Genomic DNA, 19,055 nt, shown 5'->3' on the forward strand with positions numbered 1-19,055 from the left:
CACACACATCCATTCACGGAAAGCGTCATGAGCAAACAGATTTACAACTTCTGCGCCGGCCCTGCCATGTTGCCGGTTGAAGTCATGGAGCGCGCCCAGCGCGAATTTTGTAATTTCCAGGGGCTGGGAGCCTCGGTCATGGAGCTTTCCCATCGCGGCAAGCCCTATATGGCGGTCGCCGAGAAGGCCGAAGCGGACCTGCGCGACCTGCTGGCGGTGCCGGACAACTACAAGGTGCTCTTCATGCACGGCGGTGGCCGCGGCCAGTTCTCCGCCGTGCCCATGAACCTGCTGGGTGGCGCCAACAAGAAGGCGGATTACCTGGTGACCGGCGTCTGGGCCCAGAGCGCCGTGGATGAAGCCCAGAAATACGGTGACATCCAGACCTTCCAGGGGGTAGCCAAGAACGAGCAGGGGGTCTCCCACCTGCTGCCGACGCCGGCGTTTCGCGCGGATGCCGCCTATGTGCACTACTGCCCGAACGAAACCATCGATGGCATCGAGATGTTCGACATCCCGGCCACCGGCGATGTGCCCCTGGTGGCGGATCTCTCCTCCACCATCCTCTCCCGTCCCCTCGACGTGAGCCGCTTCGGCATCCTCTACGCCGGTGCCCAGAAGAACATCGGCCCCTCTGGTCTGGCCATCGCCATCGTGCGCGACGACCTGCTGAACCAGGCCCGCGCCGATGTGCCGTCCATCTTTGACTACCAGCTCACCGCCAAGAACGACTCCATGTTCAACACGCCCCCCACCTACGCCTGGTACCTGGCCGGTCTGGTGTTCGAGTGGCTCAAGGAGCAGGGTGGCCTGGCGGCGATGGAAGCACGCAACAAGGAGAAGGCCGACTTCCTCTACGGTTACCTCGATCAGTCGAGCTTCTATGGCAACAAGGTAGATGTGGCCTGCCGCTCCCGCATGAACGTGCCCTTCCAGCTGAAAAACGAGGCTCTGGACAAGCTGTTCCTGGCGGAATCGGAAGCGGCCGGTCTGCTGGCCCTCAAGGGACACCGCATCGTCGGTGGCATGCGCGCCAGCCTCTACAACGCCATGCCCTTGGAAGGGGTCAAGGCCCTGGTCAGCTTTATGGATGACTTTGCCAAACGCCACGGTTGAGGCGTGTCTCCCCATTGCCAGACGCCGGGGACTCCCCGGCGTCTGTTTTTCAGACCCATCCTGACCCAGGCCGCCCTCTCCCGCGGTCGTGCCACTGTCGAACTTGCCGCGGGGGACGCGGGCTGTTAACGTCCGGTCAGGTGATTTAATTGAGATCGAACAGGAAGTCTATGAATTCGTTGCGTTTGGAACCCATTTCTAGCGTGGCCGGGGTGGTCAATCTGCCCGGCTCCAAGAGTGTCTCTAACCGGGCCCTGCTGCTGGCGGCCCTGGCCCGGGGCACCACCCGGCTGACCAACCTGCTCGACAGCGATGACATCCGCCACATGCTGGCGGCGCTGACCCAGCTCGGCGTCAAGTACAAGCTCTCCGCCGACAAGACCGAGTGCACCGTGCACGGTCTGGGTCGCAGCTTCGCGGTCTCGGCGCCGGTCAACCTGTTCCTCGGCAATGCCGGTACTGCCATGCGCCCTCTGTGCGCCGCCCTGTGCCTGGGCTCCGGCGAGTACACCCTGGGCGGCGAGCCGCGCATGGAAGAGCGCCCCATCGGCCACCTGGTGGATGCCCTGCGCGAAGCGGGTGCCCACATCCAGTACCTGAAGAAAGATGGCTATCCGCCCCTGGTGGTGGATGCCAAGGGGCTCTGGGGTGGCGATGTCCACATCGACGGCTCCGTCTCCAGCCAGTTCCTGACGGCGTTCTTGATGGCGGCCCCCATGGCGGCCGGCGACACCCGCATCCACATCAAGGGGGAGCTGGTCTCCAAGCCCTACATCGACATCACCCTGCACATCATGAAGCAGTTCGGGGTGGTCATCGAGCACGACGACTACAAGGTGTTCTACATCAAGGGCAACCAGACCTATGTCAGCCCGGGGGACTTCCTGGTGGAAGGGGATGCCTCCAGCGCCTCCTACTTCCTCGCGGCGGGCGCCATCAAGGGCAAGGTGCGGGTTACCGGCATCGGCAAGCACAGCATCCAGGGGGACATCCACTTCGCCGACGTACTGGAGAAGATGGGGGCTCGCATCACCTGGGGCGATGACTTCATCGAGGCCGAGCAGGGGCCGTTGCACGGCATCGACATGGACATGAACCACATCCCGGATGCGGCCATGACCATCGCTACCACGGCGCTGTTTGCCGAGGGCACCACCACCATCCGCAACATCTACAACTGGCGGGTGAAGGAGACCGACCGCCTGCACGCCATGGCGACCGAGCTGCGCAAGCTGGGCGTGGAAGTGGAGGAGGGGCACGACTTCATCACCGTGATCCCGCCCGCACAGCTGACCCACGCGGCCATCGACACCTACAACGATCACCGCATCGCCATGTGCTTCTCCCTGGTGGCGCTCTCCGATACGCCGGTCACCATCAATGATCCGGGTTGCACCTCCAAGACCTTCCCGGACTACTTCGACAAGCTGGCCAGCGTCAGTCAGGCCTGAGCCCTTTCGGCCCGCTTCGTGCGGGCCTTTTCATCTCTGCCCCCCGCTTTTTTCATGCCTCCTAGCAGCATTATGCAAACTTGCAAGGTGCGATAATAAAATTCCTTGTCGAAGAATGTAATTTTCTATTTACACCGACCCGGCACAGGGCTAGATTGAGATCTCTTTATCGCAGTCATCTAGCAGGAAACTTGGTCATGCAGCATCAAACCGACGACGTTCGTATCAGTGAAATCAAAGAGTTATTGCCCCCGGTTGCGGTGCTTGAGAAGTTTCCGGCGACCGACACCGCCTCGGCCACCGTGTTTGAATCCCGTCAGGCCATCCACAACATCCTGGCCGGCGACGATGATCGCCTGCTGGTGGTGATCGGCCCCTGCTCCATCCACGATCCGGTCGCCGCCCTGGAATACGGCAAACGCCTCAAGGTGCTGCGCGACGAGCTGAAAGATCAGCTGGAGATCGTGATGCGGGTCTACTTCGAAAAACCCCGTACCACAGTGGGCTGGAAGGGGCTGATCAACGACCCCTACCTCGACAACAGCTGCCAGATCAACGACGGCCTGCGCCTGGGTCGCAAGCTCTTGCTGGATCTCAACGACATGGGGCTGCCGACCGCCTCCGAGTTCCTCGACATGATCACCCCGCAATACGTGGCGGATCTGATGAGCTGGGGTGCCATCGGCGCCCGTACCACCGAATCCCAGGTACACCGCGAGCTGGCCTCCGGTCTCTCCTGCCCGGTGGGCTTCAAGAACGGCACCGACGGCACCATCAAGGTGGCCATCGACGCCATCGGCGCCGCCAGCGCCCCGCACCACTTCCTGTCGGTGACCAAGTACGGCCACTCCGCCATCGTCTCGACCGCTGGCAACCCGGACTGTCACATCATCCTGCGCGGTGGCCGCGAGCCCAACTACAGCGCCCGTCACGTGGATGAGGTGGTGAGTGGTCTGGACAAGGCCGGTCTGCCCCAGAAAGTGATGATCGACTTCAGCCACGCCAACAGCAGCAAGCAGTTCAAGAACCAGATGCTGGTGGCCGAGGACGTGGCCGGTCAGCTGCGTGCCGGCAGCAAGGCGGTGTTCGGCGTCATGGTGGAGAGTCACCTGGTGGAAGGGCGTCAGGATCTGGTGGACGGGTGCGAGCTCACCTTCGGCCAGAGCATCACCGACGCCTGCATCGGCTGGGCCGATACCGAGGTGCTGCTGCGCAACCTGGCGGACGCCGTGGCCGCTCGCAACGCCCTCTGAGCCCAAGGCGCCCCGTTGGCGGGGCAATAAAAAAGCGCGACCCTGGGTCGCGCTTTTTGTTTGGCCATCTCTCGGCAGGTCGCGGTTTACTTGGCCCGCTCCTGGTGGCCGCGCAGGCGGATGTTGATCATCTCCACCACCAGCGAGAAGGCCATGGCGAAGTAGATGTAACCCTTGGGAATGTGCAGATCCAGCCCTTCGGCCATCAGGGCGACCCCGACCAGAATAAGGAAGGAGAGGGCCAGCATCTTGATGGTGGGGTGGGTATCGACGAAGTCGCCGATGGCCTTGGCGGCAAACATCATGACGCCGACGGCGATGATGATGGCCAGCACCATGACAGGGACATGATCCGCCATGCCCACGGCGGTGATGACGGAGTCCAGGCTGAAGATGATGTCGAGGATGGCGATCTGCACCAGGGTGGACAGGAAGCCCGCGGTCTTGCTCACCACACCCGCCTCTTCGGCGGCCCCTTCCAGGCTCTGGTGGATCTCGTGGGTGCTCTTGGCGATGAGGAACAGACCCCCCACCAGCAGGATGAGATCCCGTCCCGAGATGGCTTCCCCCAGCACGGTGAAGAGGGGCTCGGTGAGGCGCATCACCCAGGCCAGGGAGAGCAGCAGCAGGATGCGGGTGCCCATGGCGAGCCCCAGCCCCAGGATGCGCGCTTTCTGGCGCTGGGCTTCCGGCAGGCGACCCACCAGGATGGAGATGAAAATGATGTTGTCGATGCCGAGCACGATCTCGAGCAGGGTCAGGGTGGCGAGCGCGACCCAGGCGGAGGGGTCAGCAATCCATTCCAGCATGATTGAACCTTGGTTGAACAGTGATTGAGGTAGAAGCCGCGCATTTTAGCAGGGGGTCATGGCTTGTCCCAGTGGCGGGAAAAGATAAAAATGGCGGCGATCCAACAGGAGGGAAACATGTTTCGATTAGGGCTCATCATCAACCCCGTCGCCGGCATCGGCGGGGCCGTCGGTCTCAAGGGCAGTGACGGCATGGTCGCCGAGGCGCTGGCGCGCGGGGCCGTCCCCAAGGCCCGGGAGCGGGCCCGCCAGGCCCTGTTGCCCCTGTGCGAGCTGACCACGTCATTCGAGCTGCTGACGGTGGCCGGTGAGATGGGGGAGACGCTTGCCGCAGAGCTCGGGCTGCCCCATCGCATTGTCCATCGGCCTGCCGGGGCGCAGACGAGCGCCGAGGACACCCGGGCTGCCGCCCTGGCCCTGCGCGATGCCGGGGTGGATCTGCTGCTCTTCGCCGGTGGCGATGGCACCGCCCGTGACATCTGCGCGGCGGTGGGGGAGTCCTGCCATGTGCTCGGCATCCCGGCGGGGTGCAAAATCCACTCCGGGGTCTACGGGGTGACGCCGGCGGCGAGCGGCCGGGTGGCGGCCAGAATGATCGCAGGGGAGCTTCTGAGCCTGGTGGATGCGGAGGTGATGGACATCGACGAGGAGGCGTTTCGCGCCGGCAAGGTGCGCGCCCGCCACTACGGCCAGCTGCTGGTGCCCGGGGATCTGCGCTACGTGCAGGCGGTCAAGCAGGGGGGGCGGGAGTCCGAGGAGCTGGTGCTCGCCGATCTTGCCGCCGGTGTGGTGGAGCAGATGGAGCCCGATACCCTCTACCTGATGGGGTCGGGGAGCACGGTGGCCGCCTGCATGGGGGAGCTGGGTCTGGAAAATACCTTGCTCGGTGTGGATCTGGTGGAAAATGGCCGGCTTATCGGGCAGGATCTGTCCGCCGCCGAGATCCTGACCCGGATCCGCGGCCGTCGCTGCCGTCTGATCATCACCCTGATCGGCGGTCAGGGACATCTGTTCGGGCGCGGAAATCAGCAATTGAGTCCAGACGTGATCCGGGCCGTCGGGCGCGAGCATATCCAGGTGCTCGCCACCAAAGCCAAGCTGGCGGCGCTAGAAGGCCGTCCGCTGCTGGTGGACACCGACGATCCGGCACTGAACCGGTCGTTGAGTGGTTATCTGCGCATAACCACGGGATACAAGGATCAGGTCATCTACCCGGTGGCCAACCCGGAATAGGACATCAAGGATGCGGCTGGCCTGGCGCCAGAGAGCCGCGATCAACCGGATCGCGGTTCCACTCCCCGAATTTTTTGCCGGCAACCCCGGAAATGAGGCTGCGTTAAATGACGATTCACGATTTTGAACACAAGTTGTTGGGACTGATCGACGCCATGGTCGCCACGGCCAGCGAAGACGAGCTGTTTGCGGGTGGCTATCTGCGAGGGCACATCTCCCTTGCGGTGGCGCGCGCCGAGCTGGAGGGCAAGACCCTGGTGCGGGACGTCAAGAGCTATGTGCTGCGCAGCCTGAACGAGGCCATCTTGCAGGGTGAGCTCTCCGAGCAGGACGAGGTGCTGGTGCAGGAGATGTGGAAGCGTCTGCAGGCCCAGGCGGAAGCTTGATCCCATTCGCAGTTCAAACACAAGTTTAAGTAATCTGCTTCCCTGAGTGTTATCAAAAGGTTAATAATGAGGCTCGCCTTTTGTTTCAGGGATTAAACCATGGCCTCCACCTCACGCATTGCCACCAGACTGCCGCTCGAGATGCTCTATCACTGGGAGCGGCAGTGTCCCGACCGAATCTATCTGCGTCAGACCATCCACCGCGAATACGTCGATTTCACCTGGGGTGAGGTCGCCGACGAGGCGCGGCGCATGGTGACGGCACTGCGCGCCCTGGGCCTGGTGCCCGGTGACAAGGTGGCCCTGCTCTCCAAGAACTGCGCCCAGTGGTTCATCGCCGATCTGGCGATGCAGATGGGGGGATACGTGAGCGTGCCCATCTACCCCACCGCCAACGTCGACACCATCGAATACGTGCTGCGCCACAGCGAAACCAGGGCGATCTTCGTCGGCAAGCTGGACGACTGGAAGAGCCAGGAGGCGGGGGTGCCCGGGGATCTGCTGCGTATCGCCCTGCCTTACGACACCATGCCGGCCGCCCACCAGTGGGACGATCTGCTGGCGCAATACGACCCCATCCCGGACAGCCCGGTGCAGGCGCCGGATGCCCTGCTGAGCCTGGTCTACACCTCCGGCAGCACCGGCAAGCCCAAGGGGGCCATGCTGAGCGTGGAGCGCTACGCCTGGTCCTGCGAGAAGCTGGTGGAGGCGGTCTCCCTCACCGCCGAGGATCGCGGCTTCTCCTACCTGCCCCTTGCCCACATCACGGAGCGGGTCTACATCTACGGAGGCAGCCTGTTCAGCGGTGCCACCATCGCCTTCCCCGAATCCCTCGACACCTTCATCGAGGACGTCAAGCGCTGCCGTCCCACCGTCTTCATCTCGGTGCCGCGGCTCTGGGCCATGTTCCGCATCAAGATCCACGAGAAGCTGCCCCAGAAAAAGCTGGCGCTGCTGCTCAAGATCCCCCTCGTCTCCAGCCTCATCAAGAGCAAGCTGCAAAAGGGGCTGGGGCTGGATCAGGCGCGGGTGCTGGGCTGCGGCTCGGCGCCGGTGGCCCCGGCGCTGCTGGAGTGGTATCACAGCATCGGCATCCATATCACCGAGGCCTGGGGCATGACCGAGAACCACGCTTACTCCACCCTCAACTACCCGTTCCGGGCGGACAAGATAGGCACCGTCGGCAAGGCCGGGCCCGGGGTGACCATCAAGATCTCCGACGAGGGGGAGATCCTCTGTCGCTGCGACGGCATGATGGTGGGCTACTACAAGGATCCCGAGCACAGTGCGGAGGCCATCGACGCCGAGGGCTGGCTGCACACCGGTGACATGGGCAAGCTGGACCGGGAGGGTTACCTCACCATCACCGGCCGCATGAAGGATGTCTTCAAGACCGCCAAGGGCAAGTACGTGGCCCCGGTGCCCATCGAGGGGATGCTCGGGCAGGAGCCCATCATCGAGCAGCTCTGCGTCATCGGCTACGGCATGCCGCAGCCGGTCGCCCTGGTGCAGCTCGCCGAGAGCGCCATGAAGGGGGACAAGGCCGGGGTGGAAGCCCAGCTGGAGGCTGCCCTCAATCGGGTCAACGACAAGCTGGAATCCCACGCTCGCCTGCGGGGCATCCTGGTGGTCAAGAGCCCCTGGAACATCGAGAACGGGGTGCTGACCCCCACCATGAAGATCCGCCGCCACCTGCTGGAACAAAAATACGCGGACATCGGCGAGCGCTGGTCCGGCAGCCAGCGCATCCTGTGGGAGTCCTGACAGGGGGTCGGTGCCGCCATATGGGCCATATCAATGACAGTCGGGGGAGCCAGTGGCTCCCCCGCTGTATTTCAGGGGGAAGCAAGCCGACAGGGGGCGGGCGGGGCTGGGGCATTGACCCCTTACCCGACGTTTCCCGCCGCCGCCATACCGCCCAGCGTCGAGGGAACAGGCAGGGAAGGTATTTGCAAAATCCATGGAGAGGCGGGATCCCAGTGGCTTGGCAAATGCATCTTGGGGTCACACACGGGGGCCGCAAGGGGCAGGGGCGGGGCATTGGCCCCTTAACCTGGGCTTCCCGACACCGAAGAGGAGGTCTGCCAATAAGGTCATCGGAGGGAGACCGCCCTCACATGGGGCAGGGGGGCATCTGATGCACGGCGCCAGAGGCGCAGAGAAAGGGGGGTGAGGGGCAGGATGAGAGCCGCAGAGAGCAAGAAGGGGAGCCGCAGCTCCCCTTCCCGTTGGCGGATGCAGGGGTCAGACGGCTTTGTACTCAAGCTCGACCGAGCCCAGCGCCTTCAGGGTGGACTGGGCCGAATCCCGCTGGCTGATCTGGCCATCCTTGCTCTCCAGCAGCACGGCGCGGCGCACGGTGGCGAGATCCTCGCCACCCAGCACAGCGTGGGCGCAGGCCATCTGCATCGGCGGCAGGCTCGGGTTGAAGGCGGCGTTCTCGGCATAGCGGCCGCAGAAGATGCGCCCATCCTCGAACTGCAGCGCCACCGCGGCATAGCCCTGGCTGTAGGGGGCATAGCTCTGGCGGGCGGCGGCGAGCGCAGCCTGCCACAGGGGGTCGTCGCTCTCGAGCACCAGCTCGTCGTGAGCCTGGGGGCTCATCAGGGCATCGGTGATCTCGAGATCGGCGGGGCCGAAGGAGTGGGGCAGGAAGGATTGCAGCTCGCTGAGATCGTCCGGCAGGGAGACCTTCAGGGTCTTGGCGGTGCTCAGCTCGTTCATGAACTGGCGGCAGTGGCCGCAGGGGGTGTAGTTCACGGTGATCTCGGAGATCCCGGTCTCGCCACCCAGCCAGGCGTTGGAGATGGCGGACTGCTCGGCGTGGACCGAGTGGAACAGCCCCTGGCCCGCGAACTCCATGTTGGCGCCAAAGTACCAGGTGCCGCTCAGGCCGCAGGCGATGGCGCCGACGAAGAACCTGGAGATGGGGGCCACCGAGCAGGCGGCCGCCAGCGGCAGCAAGGCCAGACGCAGGGCCCTGTCATCCAGCCCGGTGGCGGCTTTCAGGGTCGCGACCTGGTCCGGGGTGAAACGGGCCTGGAAATCGTCCCCCAGCATGGGCAGCAGGGCGGCCTGGAGCGGGGCGGAAAGGGTCTCGAATGGCTTGGCAAAGCGGGGATGCATACTGTGTCCTCAAAGGCCAATTGGGGGGCCATTGTAGGGAGCAAGCGCGGCGAATTGTGTGAGCGCGCTCACGCCTTGATGGGCAAAGGGGCGGGGATGGTAAAGGAAACGTTTGTCTTTCGCAATCTGTGCGCCAGCTCCCGGCATCAGGGAGGTGAGGGTATCGGATGGAAACGGTGAAAGGGCACAGAGGCCATGGCCGCAGGGGCGGCCACGGCAGCGGGGATCAGGCCAGCCAGTGGTAGAGGGCGAACAGCAGGGGGGCGATGGCCGCGGTCAGCACACCGCACACCACCATGGCCAGCGACGAGAAGGCGCCCTGGGTCACCCCCTGCTCGGCGGAGGCGGCGGTGCCGATGGCGTGGGCGCAGGCTCCCATGGCGAGCCCCTGGGCCTCGGGGTCGGTGACCCGCATCAGCTTGAGCAGGGGATAGCCCGCCAGGGCCCCCAGGATCCCCACCACCACCACCACGGCGGCGGCGATGGCGGGAATGCCGCCGAGGGACTGGCTGACGCTCATGGCGAGCGGCGTGGTGATGGACTTGGTGGCGATGGAGGCGAGCAGCGCCGGATCCGCCCCCATCAGGTGGCCGACCCCCAGGGTGGTGCAGACCGAGATGAGCACCGCGGTGAGGGTGCAGGCCAGGATGGGTGTGAGCTTGTCGCGGATCTGGCGCGCCTGCTGGTAAAGCGGCAGGGCCAGGGCCACCACGGCGGGTTCCAGCAGGGCGGTCAGGGGCGAGGCCCCCTGCTGGTACTGATCCAGGGGCAGATCGAGCCAGAGCAGCAGGCCGATGATGACGGCGGTGGGGATCAGCACCGGATTGATGACGGGCCAGGGCAGGCGGCGGTAGAGGGCCCGGGTCATGAAATAGAGGGCCAGGGTGAGGGGCAGGGCGAACCAGAGGATCATGGCTTGTTCATCCTTTGATAGAGGTGGCCGACCGCGCCCAGGATGAGCACGATGCCGAGCACGACGCAGAGCATGATGAGACCGAAGGATTGGCGCAGGGGCTCGAGCCAGGCCACCAGGCCCACCGCCACCGGCACGAACAGCACCCCCATGTGGCGCAGCAGCAGGCCGCCCCCCAGCTCGACCCAGGAGAAGCGGATAATCTGCAAGGAGAGCAGCACGAACAGCAGCAGCATGCCGATGATGCTGCCGGGGAAGGCAAAGGGCAGGATGGCCGCCACGGCCTTGCCTGCCAGCAGACAGGCGATGATGACCAGAAAATCACGAAGGTAGCGCAGGGTGCGTTGCAGCAGCACGGGGGCCTCATCTTGGCAAGTGTGAGCGAGGTCGCAGTTTAACAGGCACGGGGGGGAGGGAACAGGGTCAACTGGCCCGCAGGGGATACAATGGCCCGGCTTCAACCCCATTCACAAGAAGGAGTTCCCATGTCGACCCCCTCTCTCCTGGCCCGGTTGCGCCAACTGCCCGCCGATCCCGCCCTCCCTGACACCCTGCTGCAAACCCGCCAGTGGGAGGGGCCGCTTTGCCGGGTGAGGCTCGACAACACCGGGAAGCAGTCCGAGGCCGTCCACCACTGGCGGCTGTTTGAGGGGGATCTCGGACTTGCGCCCGACGCGGCCATCTACGGAGAGGGGTTCCAGATGCTGGCCCAGACCGGGGGACGCTGGAATGCCCCCGAGCACCTGGGCCGCTGCCCCGATGCGTCTGTCTATCGCATCACCGCCGACCATGGCTACCACACGGTCCACAACCTGCTGCTGGTGGCGCAGGAGGGGGGCTGGCTGCTGCTGGCCTTTGCGAGCTGCCAGCGCTTTGGCGGGGAATTTCGCCTCCATCCCGACGGGCGCCTCGAGATCGTGATGAACACCGAAGGGCGCACCCTGGCGCCGGGTGCGCACTGGCAGAGCGAGGCGCTGATCTGCCTGGAGGGGTCGGACAGGGAGGCCCTGCTCGCGACGCTGGCGCAGCATATCGCCGCCGAGCACGGCTCCCTGGTGGGGGAGGTGCCCACGCGCCCGAGCGGCTGGTGCTCCTGGTATCACTACTACGCGAACGTGAGCGCGGCGGACATTCGCGAGAACCTGGCGGTGCGGGCCGAGCGTTTCCCGGCCCTGCGCTACGTGCAGATAGATGACGGCTATCAGGCCAGGATGGGGGACTGGCTCACCCCTTCCGCCAAGTTCGAGGAGGGGGTGGCGGCCCTGGCAGGGGAGATCCGCGCCGCCGGTTGCGAGCCTGCGCTCTGGGTCGCCCCCTTTATCGCCGAGCCCGGCTCCCGGGTGTTCCAGCAGCACCCTGACTGGTTCGTGAAAGGGGAGGATGGCCTGCCGCTCCCCTCGGAGCGGGTCACCTACGGGGGCTGGCGCTGCACCCCCTGGTACGTGCTGGATGGCACCCACCCCGAGGTGCAGACGCACCTGGAGCAGGTATTTCGCACCCTGCGTACCCAGTGGGGCATTCACTACTTCAAGCTCGATGCCAACTTCTGGGGGGCCATCCACGGTGGTCGCTTCCACGACCCCGCCGCCACTAGGGTGGAGGCCTATCGGCGCGGCATGGCCGCGGTGCTGCGCGGCGCCGGGGAGGGGGCCTTCCTGCTCGGCTGCAATGCGCCGCTGTGGCCGAGCCTCGGCCTGGTGCACGGCATGCGGGTGAGCGATGACGTGGAGCGCCAGGGCCCCCGTTTTCGCCAGATAGCGCGAGAAGCCTTCTGCCGCGCCTGGCAGCACGAGCGGCTCTGGGTGCTGGATCCCGACTGCGTCTGCCTGCGGGATATCCCGGGCCAGCACGGGAGCCGCGCCGAGTACGACTTCCACCTGGCCGCCCTGGTGGCGAGCGGTGGCATGGTGCTGGCGGGGGACAGATTGCAGGATCTGGACGAGGCGCAAGGGGCGCGCCTTGGCAAACTGCTCGCCCTGTGCGCCGCGCGCACCCCGGCGGCCCGCTTCGAGGGGATGGCATTCGAGCGCGGGCGGGTGGCGCTGCCCGGGGGCGGCGAGCTGCTCTGCCTGTTCAACTGGGGGGAGCACCCCTGCGAGTTCCCGTTGGCGCCGGGGGGCACGGACTTCTGGGACGAGACGCCCCTGGGGAGCACCCTGGTGCTGCAAGGGGGGCAGGGGGCGGTGATCCGCTACCCCTGATGGCGTTGCACTGCAAAAAGGCTCCCGAGGGAGCCTTTTTTACGTGGCGAAATGGTCTCTAGAAGTGCCACTCCATCCCGATGGCGTAATTGGCGGAGCCATAGCCCGGGATCTCGTTGCTGGAGGCGAGCGCCTTGACGGTGAGGCGGGTTGTCAGGGGGATGCCGAGCCCCATGCCGATGGCGATCTCGTCGCTCTGATCCCCCATCATGTCCACCCGCAGGGTGCGATAGAGGGAGAGATCCTGGCTCATCTGGGCATAGATCTGGGACGACTTGTTGTAGAGCTGGCCGAACACCTCCATCTGGAAGCCGTTTTGCGGCGTGATGGCCAGGGGAATGCCGGCGAAGCGGTAGAGATCCGAGTGGTTGAAATAGCTGTTGGTGATTTGCGGGGTGAAGTCGGTCTGCTGGTAGAGGGTGCTGAAGTTGTGCTCGATGAGCCGGTAGGTCTGCTCCGGCAGGCGCAAGAGGTAGTCTGGCACCTCGAACCGGGCGCCAGCGAGGGCGGCCTGGGGCAGCAGGGCACAGGCGACGAGTGTCAAAGCAGGCAGAGCTGAACGCATAAAACGAGAGTTCCCCAACAGTCGAAAGCACGGCATCCATGCCGTCAGCGCATCTAAATATTCACACTATCAGGAGCTTGGGCTCCCTGCCCATTATGTCGCGAGCCGGGGAAACGCATCGGTTTTTAACTGTGAAACGGCTCACATCTCACAGATTTTCAAGGTAGTGATAGAGACTCTTTAGAATCGCAAAGTTCCGTTCGTTCCCCTGGTTCTGTTCCGCCAGGGCTTCCAGGCGCGGCACATAATCCGGCAGGCGGCGGCTGAAGTAGTCGCTGCAGTGCAGGCGCCAGCGCTTCTGCTCCGCTTCGCTCAAGGTGTGAGGCCAGTTGCGGGCGCGGTAACGGAACAGCATCTCGGGCAGACGGGGATCCGTGAAGGCAAACTCCCGCTCCCCCAGCAGATCCGCCGTAGTGGCGCGCACCAGATCCATGGTGGACTTGTCGCCGTGGCCGAAGAAGCCGGCGTAGAGCTGGGTGTCGGGGTCGCCGTCGGTGTTGCCGGCAAACTCCTGGTTGAACACCTCCACCAGTTTTTCCCGCACCTCGGGGTGGGCCCGCAGCAGATCCAGGCTTTTGCGGCACTGTGCCCGATTGATGCCCAGTTCGTCCGCTCGCTCCGGGGTCAGGGTAGCGGCCGGGGCCAGCACCGGGCACTTGTTGATGTGCACCAGTTTGACCGGAATGCCGGCCAGATCCCCCAGCTCCTCTTTTTTGGTGTAGAGGCGCTCGCGGATCTCCTCGCAGGAGAGCTCGATGAGCGGAGTCGGGTCACGGGTAAGATCCACCATGATCACCGCGTTCTGGTTGCTGGGGTGCCAGGCGAGCGGCGACACCCAGCTTGCACACCCTTGCCAGGGGGAGAACATGCCGGAGACGTGCACCAGGGGTTTCATGGTCACCACGTCGATGAGGGCCTTCACCTTGTTCTTGTTGCGAAGATCAAAGAGGTACTCGAAGAGCTTGGGCTGGGCTTTTTTCACCAGCCTGGCCATCTCGATGGTGGCCAGCACATCCGAGAGCGCATCGTGGGCGTTGGCGTGGGCCACGCCGTTGGCCACGGTGAGTTTCTCCAGCCTGAAGCTCGGCTTGCCCTCGTCGTCAAACGCCCACTCTATCCCCTGCGGGCGCAGGGCGTAGCAGGCCCGCAGCATGTCGAGGATGTCCCAGCGGGAGTTGCCGTTCTGCCAGGCGTAGGCATAGGGGTCATAGAAGTTGCGATAGAGGGTGTAGCGGGTCACCTCGTCATCGAAGCGGATGCTGTTGTAGCCGAGCACGCAGGTGCCCGGGGTGGCGAACTCTGCGTGGATCTGGCGGATGAAGTCCGCCTCGCACAGGCCGTCCTTCATCGCCTTTTGCGGCGTGATGCCGGTGATGAGGCAGGCTTCCGGCTCCGGCAGGTAATCCGCCGGCGGCTTGCAGTAAATCACCAGCGGCTCGCCGATGAGGTTGAAATCCGCGTCGGTGCGAATGCCCGCAAACTGCGACGGCCTGTCTTTGGCCGGACTGATGCCGAAGGTCTCGTAGTCGTGGAAGTAGAACGTGGGCCCGCTGGCCGGGTGCGCTGATGTGCTCATGTTGCTCGAAAGGAGTATCCGATGACGGCGGCGACTGGCGCCTGGGTGGGGGTGCCATGCACCGCAATTGCCTGCATGGTAAACCATCGCGCTGGCAGAGCGAAGTCCGGGGCGTTCGCCTGGCGCTTTAATGGGCAGTGGGCGTTGTCCGTGAGCCTGGTCATCCCATCGGTCCGGCTCAGGGCTGGGGAAAGTGAGGAGTCAGGGTATTGAGGTCCAGCAGGGTGAAGTAGCCGCCCTCCTCGGGATACCAGCCGCCGGTGTCGATGTAGTGGACGTTGCCAAGGCGCACCGGCACCCTCACCGGGGTGTGGCCCACCACCAGGGCGGCGAGATCCGCGACCCCGCTCTCGTCCAGCCGTTCGATACGGCGCCTTGACCAGAGGCAGACGTTCTTGATGGCCCGAAGCCGTCCGCCGCTCACCCCTGCATCGAGTTGGTCCAGCAGCCCCTGCCAGGAGGAGAAGGGGCAATCGGCGTGAAGCAGCCCGACGGGGCCCTGGGTGGTCTGCACCTCGATGGCCAGGGGCAGGCTGCGGTAGTGGACGGCGAACGCCGCCTGCTGATGGGGGGAGAGCCGTTCAAACCAGCCGCCGCCGTTTCGGATCCAGTTCTCCCGATCGCAGCTCTCGTAACGGCAGACGTAGTCATCGTGATTGCCGCAGACCGGGTGAAACCAGGGTCTGGCCAGCCAGTGGATCACCTCGCTGCACTCGGGCCCGCGATCCGCCAGATCCCCGACGCTGAAGAGACGGTCCCGGGCGGGATCAAAATCCAGGGTGTCGAGGGCCTGCTGCAACAGGGCGAAGTGGCCGTGGATGTCGCCGACGGCCAGATCGCGCCCCTGGGCGTTTTGGGGGAAGCGTCTTATCAGGGGGGAGGGTGTCATGGCGTCTCCTGCCTCTATCCCGGACGGGGATGTTTTGTCTGCCTGTACATAAGGTTACAGAAGAAAAGTGGCGAGCGGGCAGGGCCTGGTAAATCATAGGATTGCCCCCGTGAACGTGCGGCGTCATGCGCTGCCTGTGGGGGAGTCACTCCGGGAGGGCGCCTTGTCCGCCCGCTTTCGGAGCCTCTCTTTCTCCACGCTTTTCGACAGGAATCTTGAATGCGGCGTCAGCTGTTGATCTGGATAGGCCCCCTGTGCAGCCTGCTGCTGCTGGGGGCGGCCTTGACCGTCCTCTATCATTTGACCCACCTGTGGCACTGGCACGACATCCGCCAGGCCATCTGGTCACAACCCTTGCCGCAGTTGGGGGGCGCCCTGCTGCTCACCCTGCTCAGCTATGGCTGCCTTTGCTGCTACGATCTGCTGGCCCTGAAGGTGCTGGACAAGCGACTGCCCTGGCAGCAGGTGGGGATGACCTCCTTCATCGCCTACACCTTCTCCAACACCCTGGGCTTTGCGCTGCTCACCGGCTCCTCGGTACGCTACCGGCTCTACTCCTCCCTGGGGCTTGGCACCGGGGAGGTGGCCAGGGTGATCCTCTTTTGCTCCATCACCTTCTTCCTCGGTCTGCTGGGCTGGGGGGGCAGTGCCCTGCTGCTGGGGCAGGGGGCGGCCCTGCTGGTGGACTGGCCCCGCTGGGCGACCGGGTTGTTGCAACTGGCGGGGGGCCTGGCCCTGCTGACGGTGCTGGCATATCTGGTGTGGCCGGGGGCTGCCCTGGTCTGGCGCGGACACCCGCTGTTCCTGCCGCGCATCAGATACCGCCTGCTGCAACTGCTCATCGCCCTGCTTGACTGGATGGCCGCCGCCGCCGTGCTCTATGTGCTGCTGCCATCGGGCAGCGTGCCCTATCCGGTGCTGCTCAGTGCCTTCGTGCTCTCCAGTCTGCTCGGGGTGCTGGCCCATGTGCCGGGGGGCATCGGGGTCTTCGAGGCGAGCATGAGCCTGCTGCTCACACACTATCTGCCGGTGGACAAGCTGCTCGCCTCCCTGCTTATCTACCGCTGCGTCTACTACTTCCTGCCCTTCCTCTGTGCCCTGCTGCTGTTCGCAGGTCAGGAGCTGCTGCAACAGCGGGCCCGCCTGCACCGGCTGCAGGGGGTGATGATGGCGACCCGGGAGTTTGTGCCCGCCCTGGTGAGCATGGGTACCTTCGCGGCGGGTACCCTGCTGCTCTGCTCCGGGATGATCCCCACCATGAGGGGGCGGATCGAAGCCTTCCTGGAGGTGTTGCCCCTGCACCTGCTGGAGCTCTCCCATGTGCTCGGCAGCGTCAGCGGCGTGTTGCTGCTGTTGCTGGCCCACAGCCTCTACCGCCGTCATGACGGGGCATTCAGGATCACCCAGTGGCTGCTGGGACTTGGCATGCTGTTCTCCCTGTTCAAGGGGTTTGACTGGGAGTCGGCCCTGCTGCTCGGGGGCTTCTTGCTCATCATCACCCCCTGCCACTCCCTCTTTTATCGCAAGGGTTCCCTGCTTCACGCCCGGTTTACCCCTTCCTGGCTGATGTCGGTGGGAGCCGTGCTGCTGGGGGCCTTGTGGTTGCTGCTCTTCTCCTACCGCCATGTGGAGTACGACCCTTCCCTCTGGCTGCACGTCTCGGCCCACGGACCCGGGGCCGCTTCCCGTGCCCTGCGCGCCATGGGGAGCGTCATCGGCGTGCTGGCGGTGGTCGGGGTGGCCCACCTGCTGGCTCCCTTGCGCCTCGCCGCCTGCAAGCCGGATGCCGAGGCGCTCTCCCGTGCCCATGGGCTGGTGATGCGGGCAGGGGGAGGCCACGGCTACCTGGCCCAGCTCGGGGACAAGTCCCTGCTGTTCCACCCAAGCGGCGAGGCGTTCCTTATGTACGGGGCCGAGGGCAGCAGCTGGATAGTGATGGGGGATCCCGTCGGCCAGCCCTCCCTCGTGGAAGAGCTGCTCTGGCAGTTTCGCGAGCGCTGTGACGAGCACGACGTCAGCCCGGTCTTCTACCAGGTGTCGGCCCGTTATCTGCCTGTCTATCTGGATCTCGGGCTCATCCCCTTCAAGCTGGGGGAGGAAGCCATCGTGGATCTGCCGAACTTCGATCTCGCCGGCAGTCGCCTGCGCAACCTGCGCCAGAGTCACGCCAAGGGCAAGCGGGAAGGGCTGCGCTTCGAGGTGGTGGCCCCCGGTGAGATTGCCCCCCTGCTGCCCGAGTTGAAGGGGATCTCCGACAGCTGGCTGCACAGCAAGCAGGGCAGGGAGAAGGGCTTCTCCGTGGGCAGTTTCGATCCTGCCTACCTCACCCTCAACCCGATGGCGCTGGTGCGGCGGGAGGGGCAGATCGTCGGGTTTGCCAACCTCTGGACCAGCGACAACAAGGAGAGCCTCTCCATCGATCTGATGCGCTACAGCCTGGACACAGGGGCGGCGCCGGTCATGGATTTCCTGTTTGTCGAGCTCCTGCTGTGGGGCAAGCAGGAGGGTTATGCCAGCTTCAACCTGGGGATGGCCCCCATGTCGGGCTTCAACGACAACCCCCTCGGCGGTTACTGGGCCCGCCTTGGCAACACCCTGTTCACCCGGGGCAGCCGTTTCTACAACTTCCAGGGATTGCGGCGTTACAAGGAGAAGTTCGGCCCAAGGTGGGAGCCCCGCTACCTGCTCTGTACCGGTCATCTGGTGCTGCCCCGGACCCTGACTCATCTCGTCTCCCTCATCAGTCGCGGCCCCTTCGGGCTCATGAAGAAATAGGAGTTGGCCCATGAGAGCCATGTTGTTGCTGTTGATTTGCTGTTTCGTCTCTTCGTTCACCTTGCCGGCAGTGGCCGCCCAACCGGGGCGGGTCGGCGCGGATCTGGGGCTGGTGGAGTTGCCCGTGGCGCAAGCCTCGTCCGCCCCCATGGTGGTCTTCATGAGCGGGGATGGCGGCTGGGCGGCGCTGGACAAGGGGCTCAGCGCCCAGTTGCAGGCCCACGGCATGCCGGTGGTGGGCTGGAGTTCGCTCTCCTATTACTGGAAGAAGAAGACGCCGGAGCAGGCGACGGCGGATCTGGTGCGCATCCTCACCGAGTACCAGTCCCGCTGGGGGCGCCAGCGCTGGCTGCTGGTGGGCTTTTCCTTTGGTGCCGAGATAGTGCCCTTCGTCATCAATCGTCTGCCGCCGGCCTATCGCGACAGCCTGGCGGGGGCGGTGATGCTCTCCCCCTCGACGGCGTCGGATTTCGAGATCCACGTCAGCGACATGGTGGTGCACGACAAGGGGGGCCGCTATCCCACCCTGCCGGAAGTGACACGGATCCAGACTCTGCCGCTGCTCTGCGTGCAGGGAGAGAAGGATGACTCCCCGGTCAAACTCTGTCCGCGCTTGCAGCAGCCGAACGTGACGACGGTGACCCTGCCGGGCTCCCACCACTTCGACGACAACTACCAGACCCTGTACCAGCAGATTGCCGGGCACCTGGGCCTGGCCCAATAACGGCGAGAGGCCGGTAAAACGACACAGGGCGGCCAATG

Annotated in this window: 16 protein-coding genes; 9 read left to right on the forward strand and 7 right to left on the reverse strand. The window is 64.8% G+C overall.

Translation table 11 applies throughout. The features are described from left to right. Window positions 1–27: 27 nt before the first annotated feature. The 3 genes from serC to aroG all read left to right on the forward strand — a co-directional run bounded on the left by serC (window position 28) and on the right by aroG (window position 3,820). Window positions 28–1,116 (forward strand): 3-phosphoserine/phosphohydroxythreonine transaminase, encoded by a 1,089-nt coding sequence (gene serC / locus ACVDHI_RS05530; protein ID WP_010674452.1) that lies wholly within the window; start codon window positions 28–30, stop codon window positions 1,114–1,116. Between the two features lie 170 nt (window positions 1,117–1,286). Beyond that, a complete protein-coding gene (gene aroA / locus ACVDHI_RS05535; protein ID WP_041212941.1) occupies window positions 1,287–2,567 on the forward strand; it encodes a 3-phosphoshikimate 1-carboxyvinyltransferase in 1,281 nt (426 codons plus the stop codon). Window positions 2,568–2,764: 197 nt separating this feature from the next. Beyond that, window positions 2,765–3,820 carry a 3-deoxy-7-phosphoheptulonate synthase AroG gene (gene aroG / locus ACVDHI_RS05540; protein ID WP_041212942.1) on the forward strand — a complete coding sequence of 352 codons (1,056 nt, stop codon included), beginning with the start codon at window positions 2,765–2,767 and terminating at the stop codon, window positions 3,818–3,820. Window positions 3,821–3,906: 86 nt separating this feature from the next. On the opposite strand, the gene ACVDHI_RS05545 is transcribed toward aroG, so the two are convergent. Then, the gene (locus ACVDHI_RS05545) at window positions 3,907–4,629 is read right to left on the reverse strand and encodes a TerC family protein (RefSeq protein ID WP_010674455.1); all 723 of its coding nucleotides are present in this window, start codon (window positions 4,627–4,629) and stop codon (window positions 3,907–3,909) included. A gap of 117 nt (window positions 4,630–4,746) precedes the next feature. On the opposite strand from ACVDHI_RS05545, the gene ACVDHI_RS05550 reads away from it, so the two are divergent. The 3 genes from ACVDHI_RS05550 (at window position 4,747) to ACVDHI_RS05560 (ending at window position 8,012) form a co-directional block, all read left to right on the forward strand. Beyond that, complete coding sequence (locus tag ACVDHI_RS05550; RefSeq protein WP_042017248.1) at window positions 4,747–5,862, forward strand: ATP-NAD kinase family protein; 1,116 nt, start codon at window positions 4,747–4,749, stop codon at window positions 5,860–5,862. A 107-nt stretch (window positions 5,863–5,969) separates the two neighbouring features. Continuing rightward, window positions 5,970–6,248 (forward strand): YfcL family protein, encoded by a 279-nt coding sequence (locus ACVDHI_RS05555; protein ID WP_010674457.1) that lies wholly within the window; start codon window positions 5,970–5,972, stop codon window positions 6,246–6,248. Between the two features lie 99 nt (window positions 6,249–6,347). Then, the gene (locus ACVDHI_RS05560; protein WP_043155860.1) at window positions 6,348–8,012 is read left to right on the forward strand and encodes an AMP-binding protein; all 1,665 of its coding nucleotides are present in this window, start codon (window positions 6,348–6,350) and stop codon (window positions 8,010–8,012) included. Between the two features lie 480 nt (window positions 8,013–8,492). On the opposite strand, the gene cdd is transcribed toward ACVDHI_RS05560, so the two are convergent. The 3 genes from cdd to ACVDHI_RS05575 form a co-directional block, all read right to left on the reverse strand. Further along, window positions 8,493–9,374, reverse strand: a complete 882-nt coding sequence (gene cdd, locus ACVDHI_RS05565; protein WP_010674459.1) for a cytidine deaminase — start codon at window positions 9,372–9,374, stop codon at window positions 8,493–8,495. 226 nt (window positions 9,375–9,600) lie between these two features. Then, a complete protein-coding gene (locus ACVDHI_RS05570) occupies window positions 9,601–10,287 on the reverse strand; it encodes an LrgB family protein (protein ID WP_039038883.1) in 687 nt (228 codons plus the stop codon). Next, window positions 10,284–10,643 carry a CidA/LrgA family protein gene (locus tag ACVDHI_RS05575; protein ID WP_201934298.1) on the reverse strand — a complete coding sequence of 120 codons (360 nt, stop codon included), beginning with the start codon at window positions 10,641–10,643 and terminating at the stop codon, window positions 10,284–10,286. The genes ACVDHI_RS05570 and ACVDHI_RS05575 overlap by 4 nt, the downstream gene beginning before the upstream one ends. 129 nt (window positions 10,644–10,772) lie before the next feature. Here ACVDHI_RS05575 and ACVDHI_RS05580 point away from each other — a divergent pair, with 129 nt between their 5' ends. Then, window positions 10,773–12,488 carry a glycoside hydrolase family 36 protein gene (locus tag ACVDHI_RS05580; protein WP_447211830.1) on the forward strand — a complete coding sequence of 572 codons (1,716 nt, stop codon included), beginning with the start codon at window positions 10,773–10,775 and terminating at the stop codon, window positions 12,486–12,488. A gap of 58 nt (window positions 12,489–12,546) precedes the next feature. Here the strand turns inward: ACVDHI_RS05580 and ACVDHI_RS05585 are convergent, their stop codons facing one another. The 3 genes from ACVDHI_RS05585 to ACVDHI_RS05595 form a co-directional block, all read right to left on the reverse strand. After that, window positions 12,547–13,053 carry a hypothetical protein gene (locus tag ACVDHI_RS05585; protein WP_010674463.1) on the reverse strand — a complete coding sequence of 169 codons (507 nt, stop codon included), beginning with the start codon at window positions 13,051–13,053 and terminating at the stop codon, window positions 12,547–12,549. A gap of 148 nt (window positions 13,054–13,201) precedes the next feature. Further along, entirely contained in the window at window positions 13,202–14,629 is a 1,428-nt protein-coding gene (gene sbcB, locus ACVDHI_RS05590) for an exodeoxyribonuclease I (protein WP_447211831.1), read from the reverse strand. A 178-nt stretch (window positions 14,630–14,807) separates the two neighbouring features. Continuing rightward, window positions 14,808–15,518 carry a metallophosphoesterase gene (locus ACVDHI_RS05595; RefSeq protein WP_447211832.1) on the reverse strand — a complete coding sequence of 237 codons (711 nt, stop codon included), beginning with the start codon at window positions 15,516–15,518 and terminating at the stop codon, window positions 14,808–14,810. Between the two features lie 219 nt (window positions 15,519–15,737). Between ACVDHI_RS05595 and mprF the strand changes: the two genes are divergently transcribed. After that, the gene (gene mprF, locus ACVDHI_RS05600) at window positions 15,738–18,293 is read left to right on the forward strand and encodes a bifunctional lysylphosphatidylglycerol flippase/synthetase MprF (RefSeq protein WP_324063532.1); all 2,556 of its coding nucleotides are present in this window, start codon (window positions 15,738–15,740) and stop codon (window positions 18,291–18,293) included. Window positions 18,294–18,303: 10 nt separating this feature from the next. Then, window positions 18,304–19,017 (forward strand): AcvB/VirJ family lysyl-phosphatidylglycerol hydrolase, encoded by a 714-nt coding sequence (locus ACVDHI_RS05605; protein WP_182934981.1) that lies wholly within the window; start codon window positions 18,304–18,306, stop codon window positions 19,015–19,017. The last annotated feature ends 38 nt before the right edge of the window (window positions 19,018–19,055 follow it).

Source organism: Aeromonas sp. 25-248 (genome assembly GCF_053005425.1).

Coding starts and splice junctions, on each gene's coding strand:
- aroG (WP_041212942.1), top strand. CDS start 2,765: ATGCAGCATCAAACCGACGACGTTCGTATCAGTGAAATCAAAGAGTTA.
- mprF (WP_324063532.1), top strand. CDS start 15,738: ATGCGGCGTCAGCTGTTGATCTGGATAGGCCCCCTGTGCAGCCTGCTG.
- ACVDHI_RS05555 (WP_010674457.1), top strand. CDS start 5,970: ATGACGATTCACGATTTTGAACACAAGTTGTTGGGACTGATCGACGCC.
- ACVDHI_RS05595 (WP_447211832.1), bottom strand. CDS start 15,518: ATGACACCCTCCCCCCTGATAAGACGCTTCCCCCAAAACGCCCAGGGG.
- sbcB (WP_447211831.1), bottom strand. CDS start 14,629: ATGAGCACATCAGCGCACCCGGCCAGCGGGCCCACGTTCTACTTCCAC.
- ACVDHI_RS05545 (WP_010674455.1), bottom strand. CDS start 4,629: ATGCTGGAATGGATTGCTGACCCCTCCGCCTGGGTCGCGCTCGCCACC.
- ACVDHI_RS05585 (WP_010674463.1), bottom strand. CDS start 13,053: ATGCGTTCAGCTCTGCCTGCTTTGACACTCGTCGCCTGTGCCCTGCTG.
- ACVDHI_RS05605 (WP_182934981.1), top strand. CDS start 18,304: ATGAGAGCCATGTTGTTGCTGTTGATTTGCTGTTTCGTCTCTTCGTTC.
- ACVDHI_RS05580 (WP_447211830.1), top strand. CDS start 10,773: ATGTCGACCCCCTCTCTCCTGGCCCGGTTGCGCCAACTGCCCGCCGAT.
- cdd (WP_010674459.1), bottom strand. CDS start 9,374: ATGCATCCCCGCTTTGCCAAGCCATTCGAGACCCTTTCCGCCCCGCTC.
- serC (WP_010674452.1), top strand. CDS start 28: ATGAGCAAACAGATTTACAACTTCTGCGCCGGCCCTGCCATGTTGCCG.
- ACVDHI_RS05550 (WP_042017248.1), top strand. CDS start 4,747: ATGTTTCGATTAGGGCTCATCATCAACCCCGTCGCCGGCATCGGCGGG.
- aroA (WP_041212941.1), top strand. CDS start 1,287: ATGAATTCGTTGCGTTTGGAACCCATTTCTAGCGTGGCCGGGGTGGTC.
- ACVDHI_RS05560 (WP_043155860.1), top strand. CDS start 6,348: ATGGCCTCCACCTCACGCATTGCCACCAGACTGCCGCTCGAGATGCTC.
- ACVDHI_RS05570 (WP_039038883.1), bottom strand. CDS start 10,287: ATGATCCTCTGGTTCGCCCTGCCCCTCACCCTGGCCCTCTATTTCATG.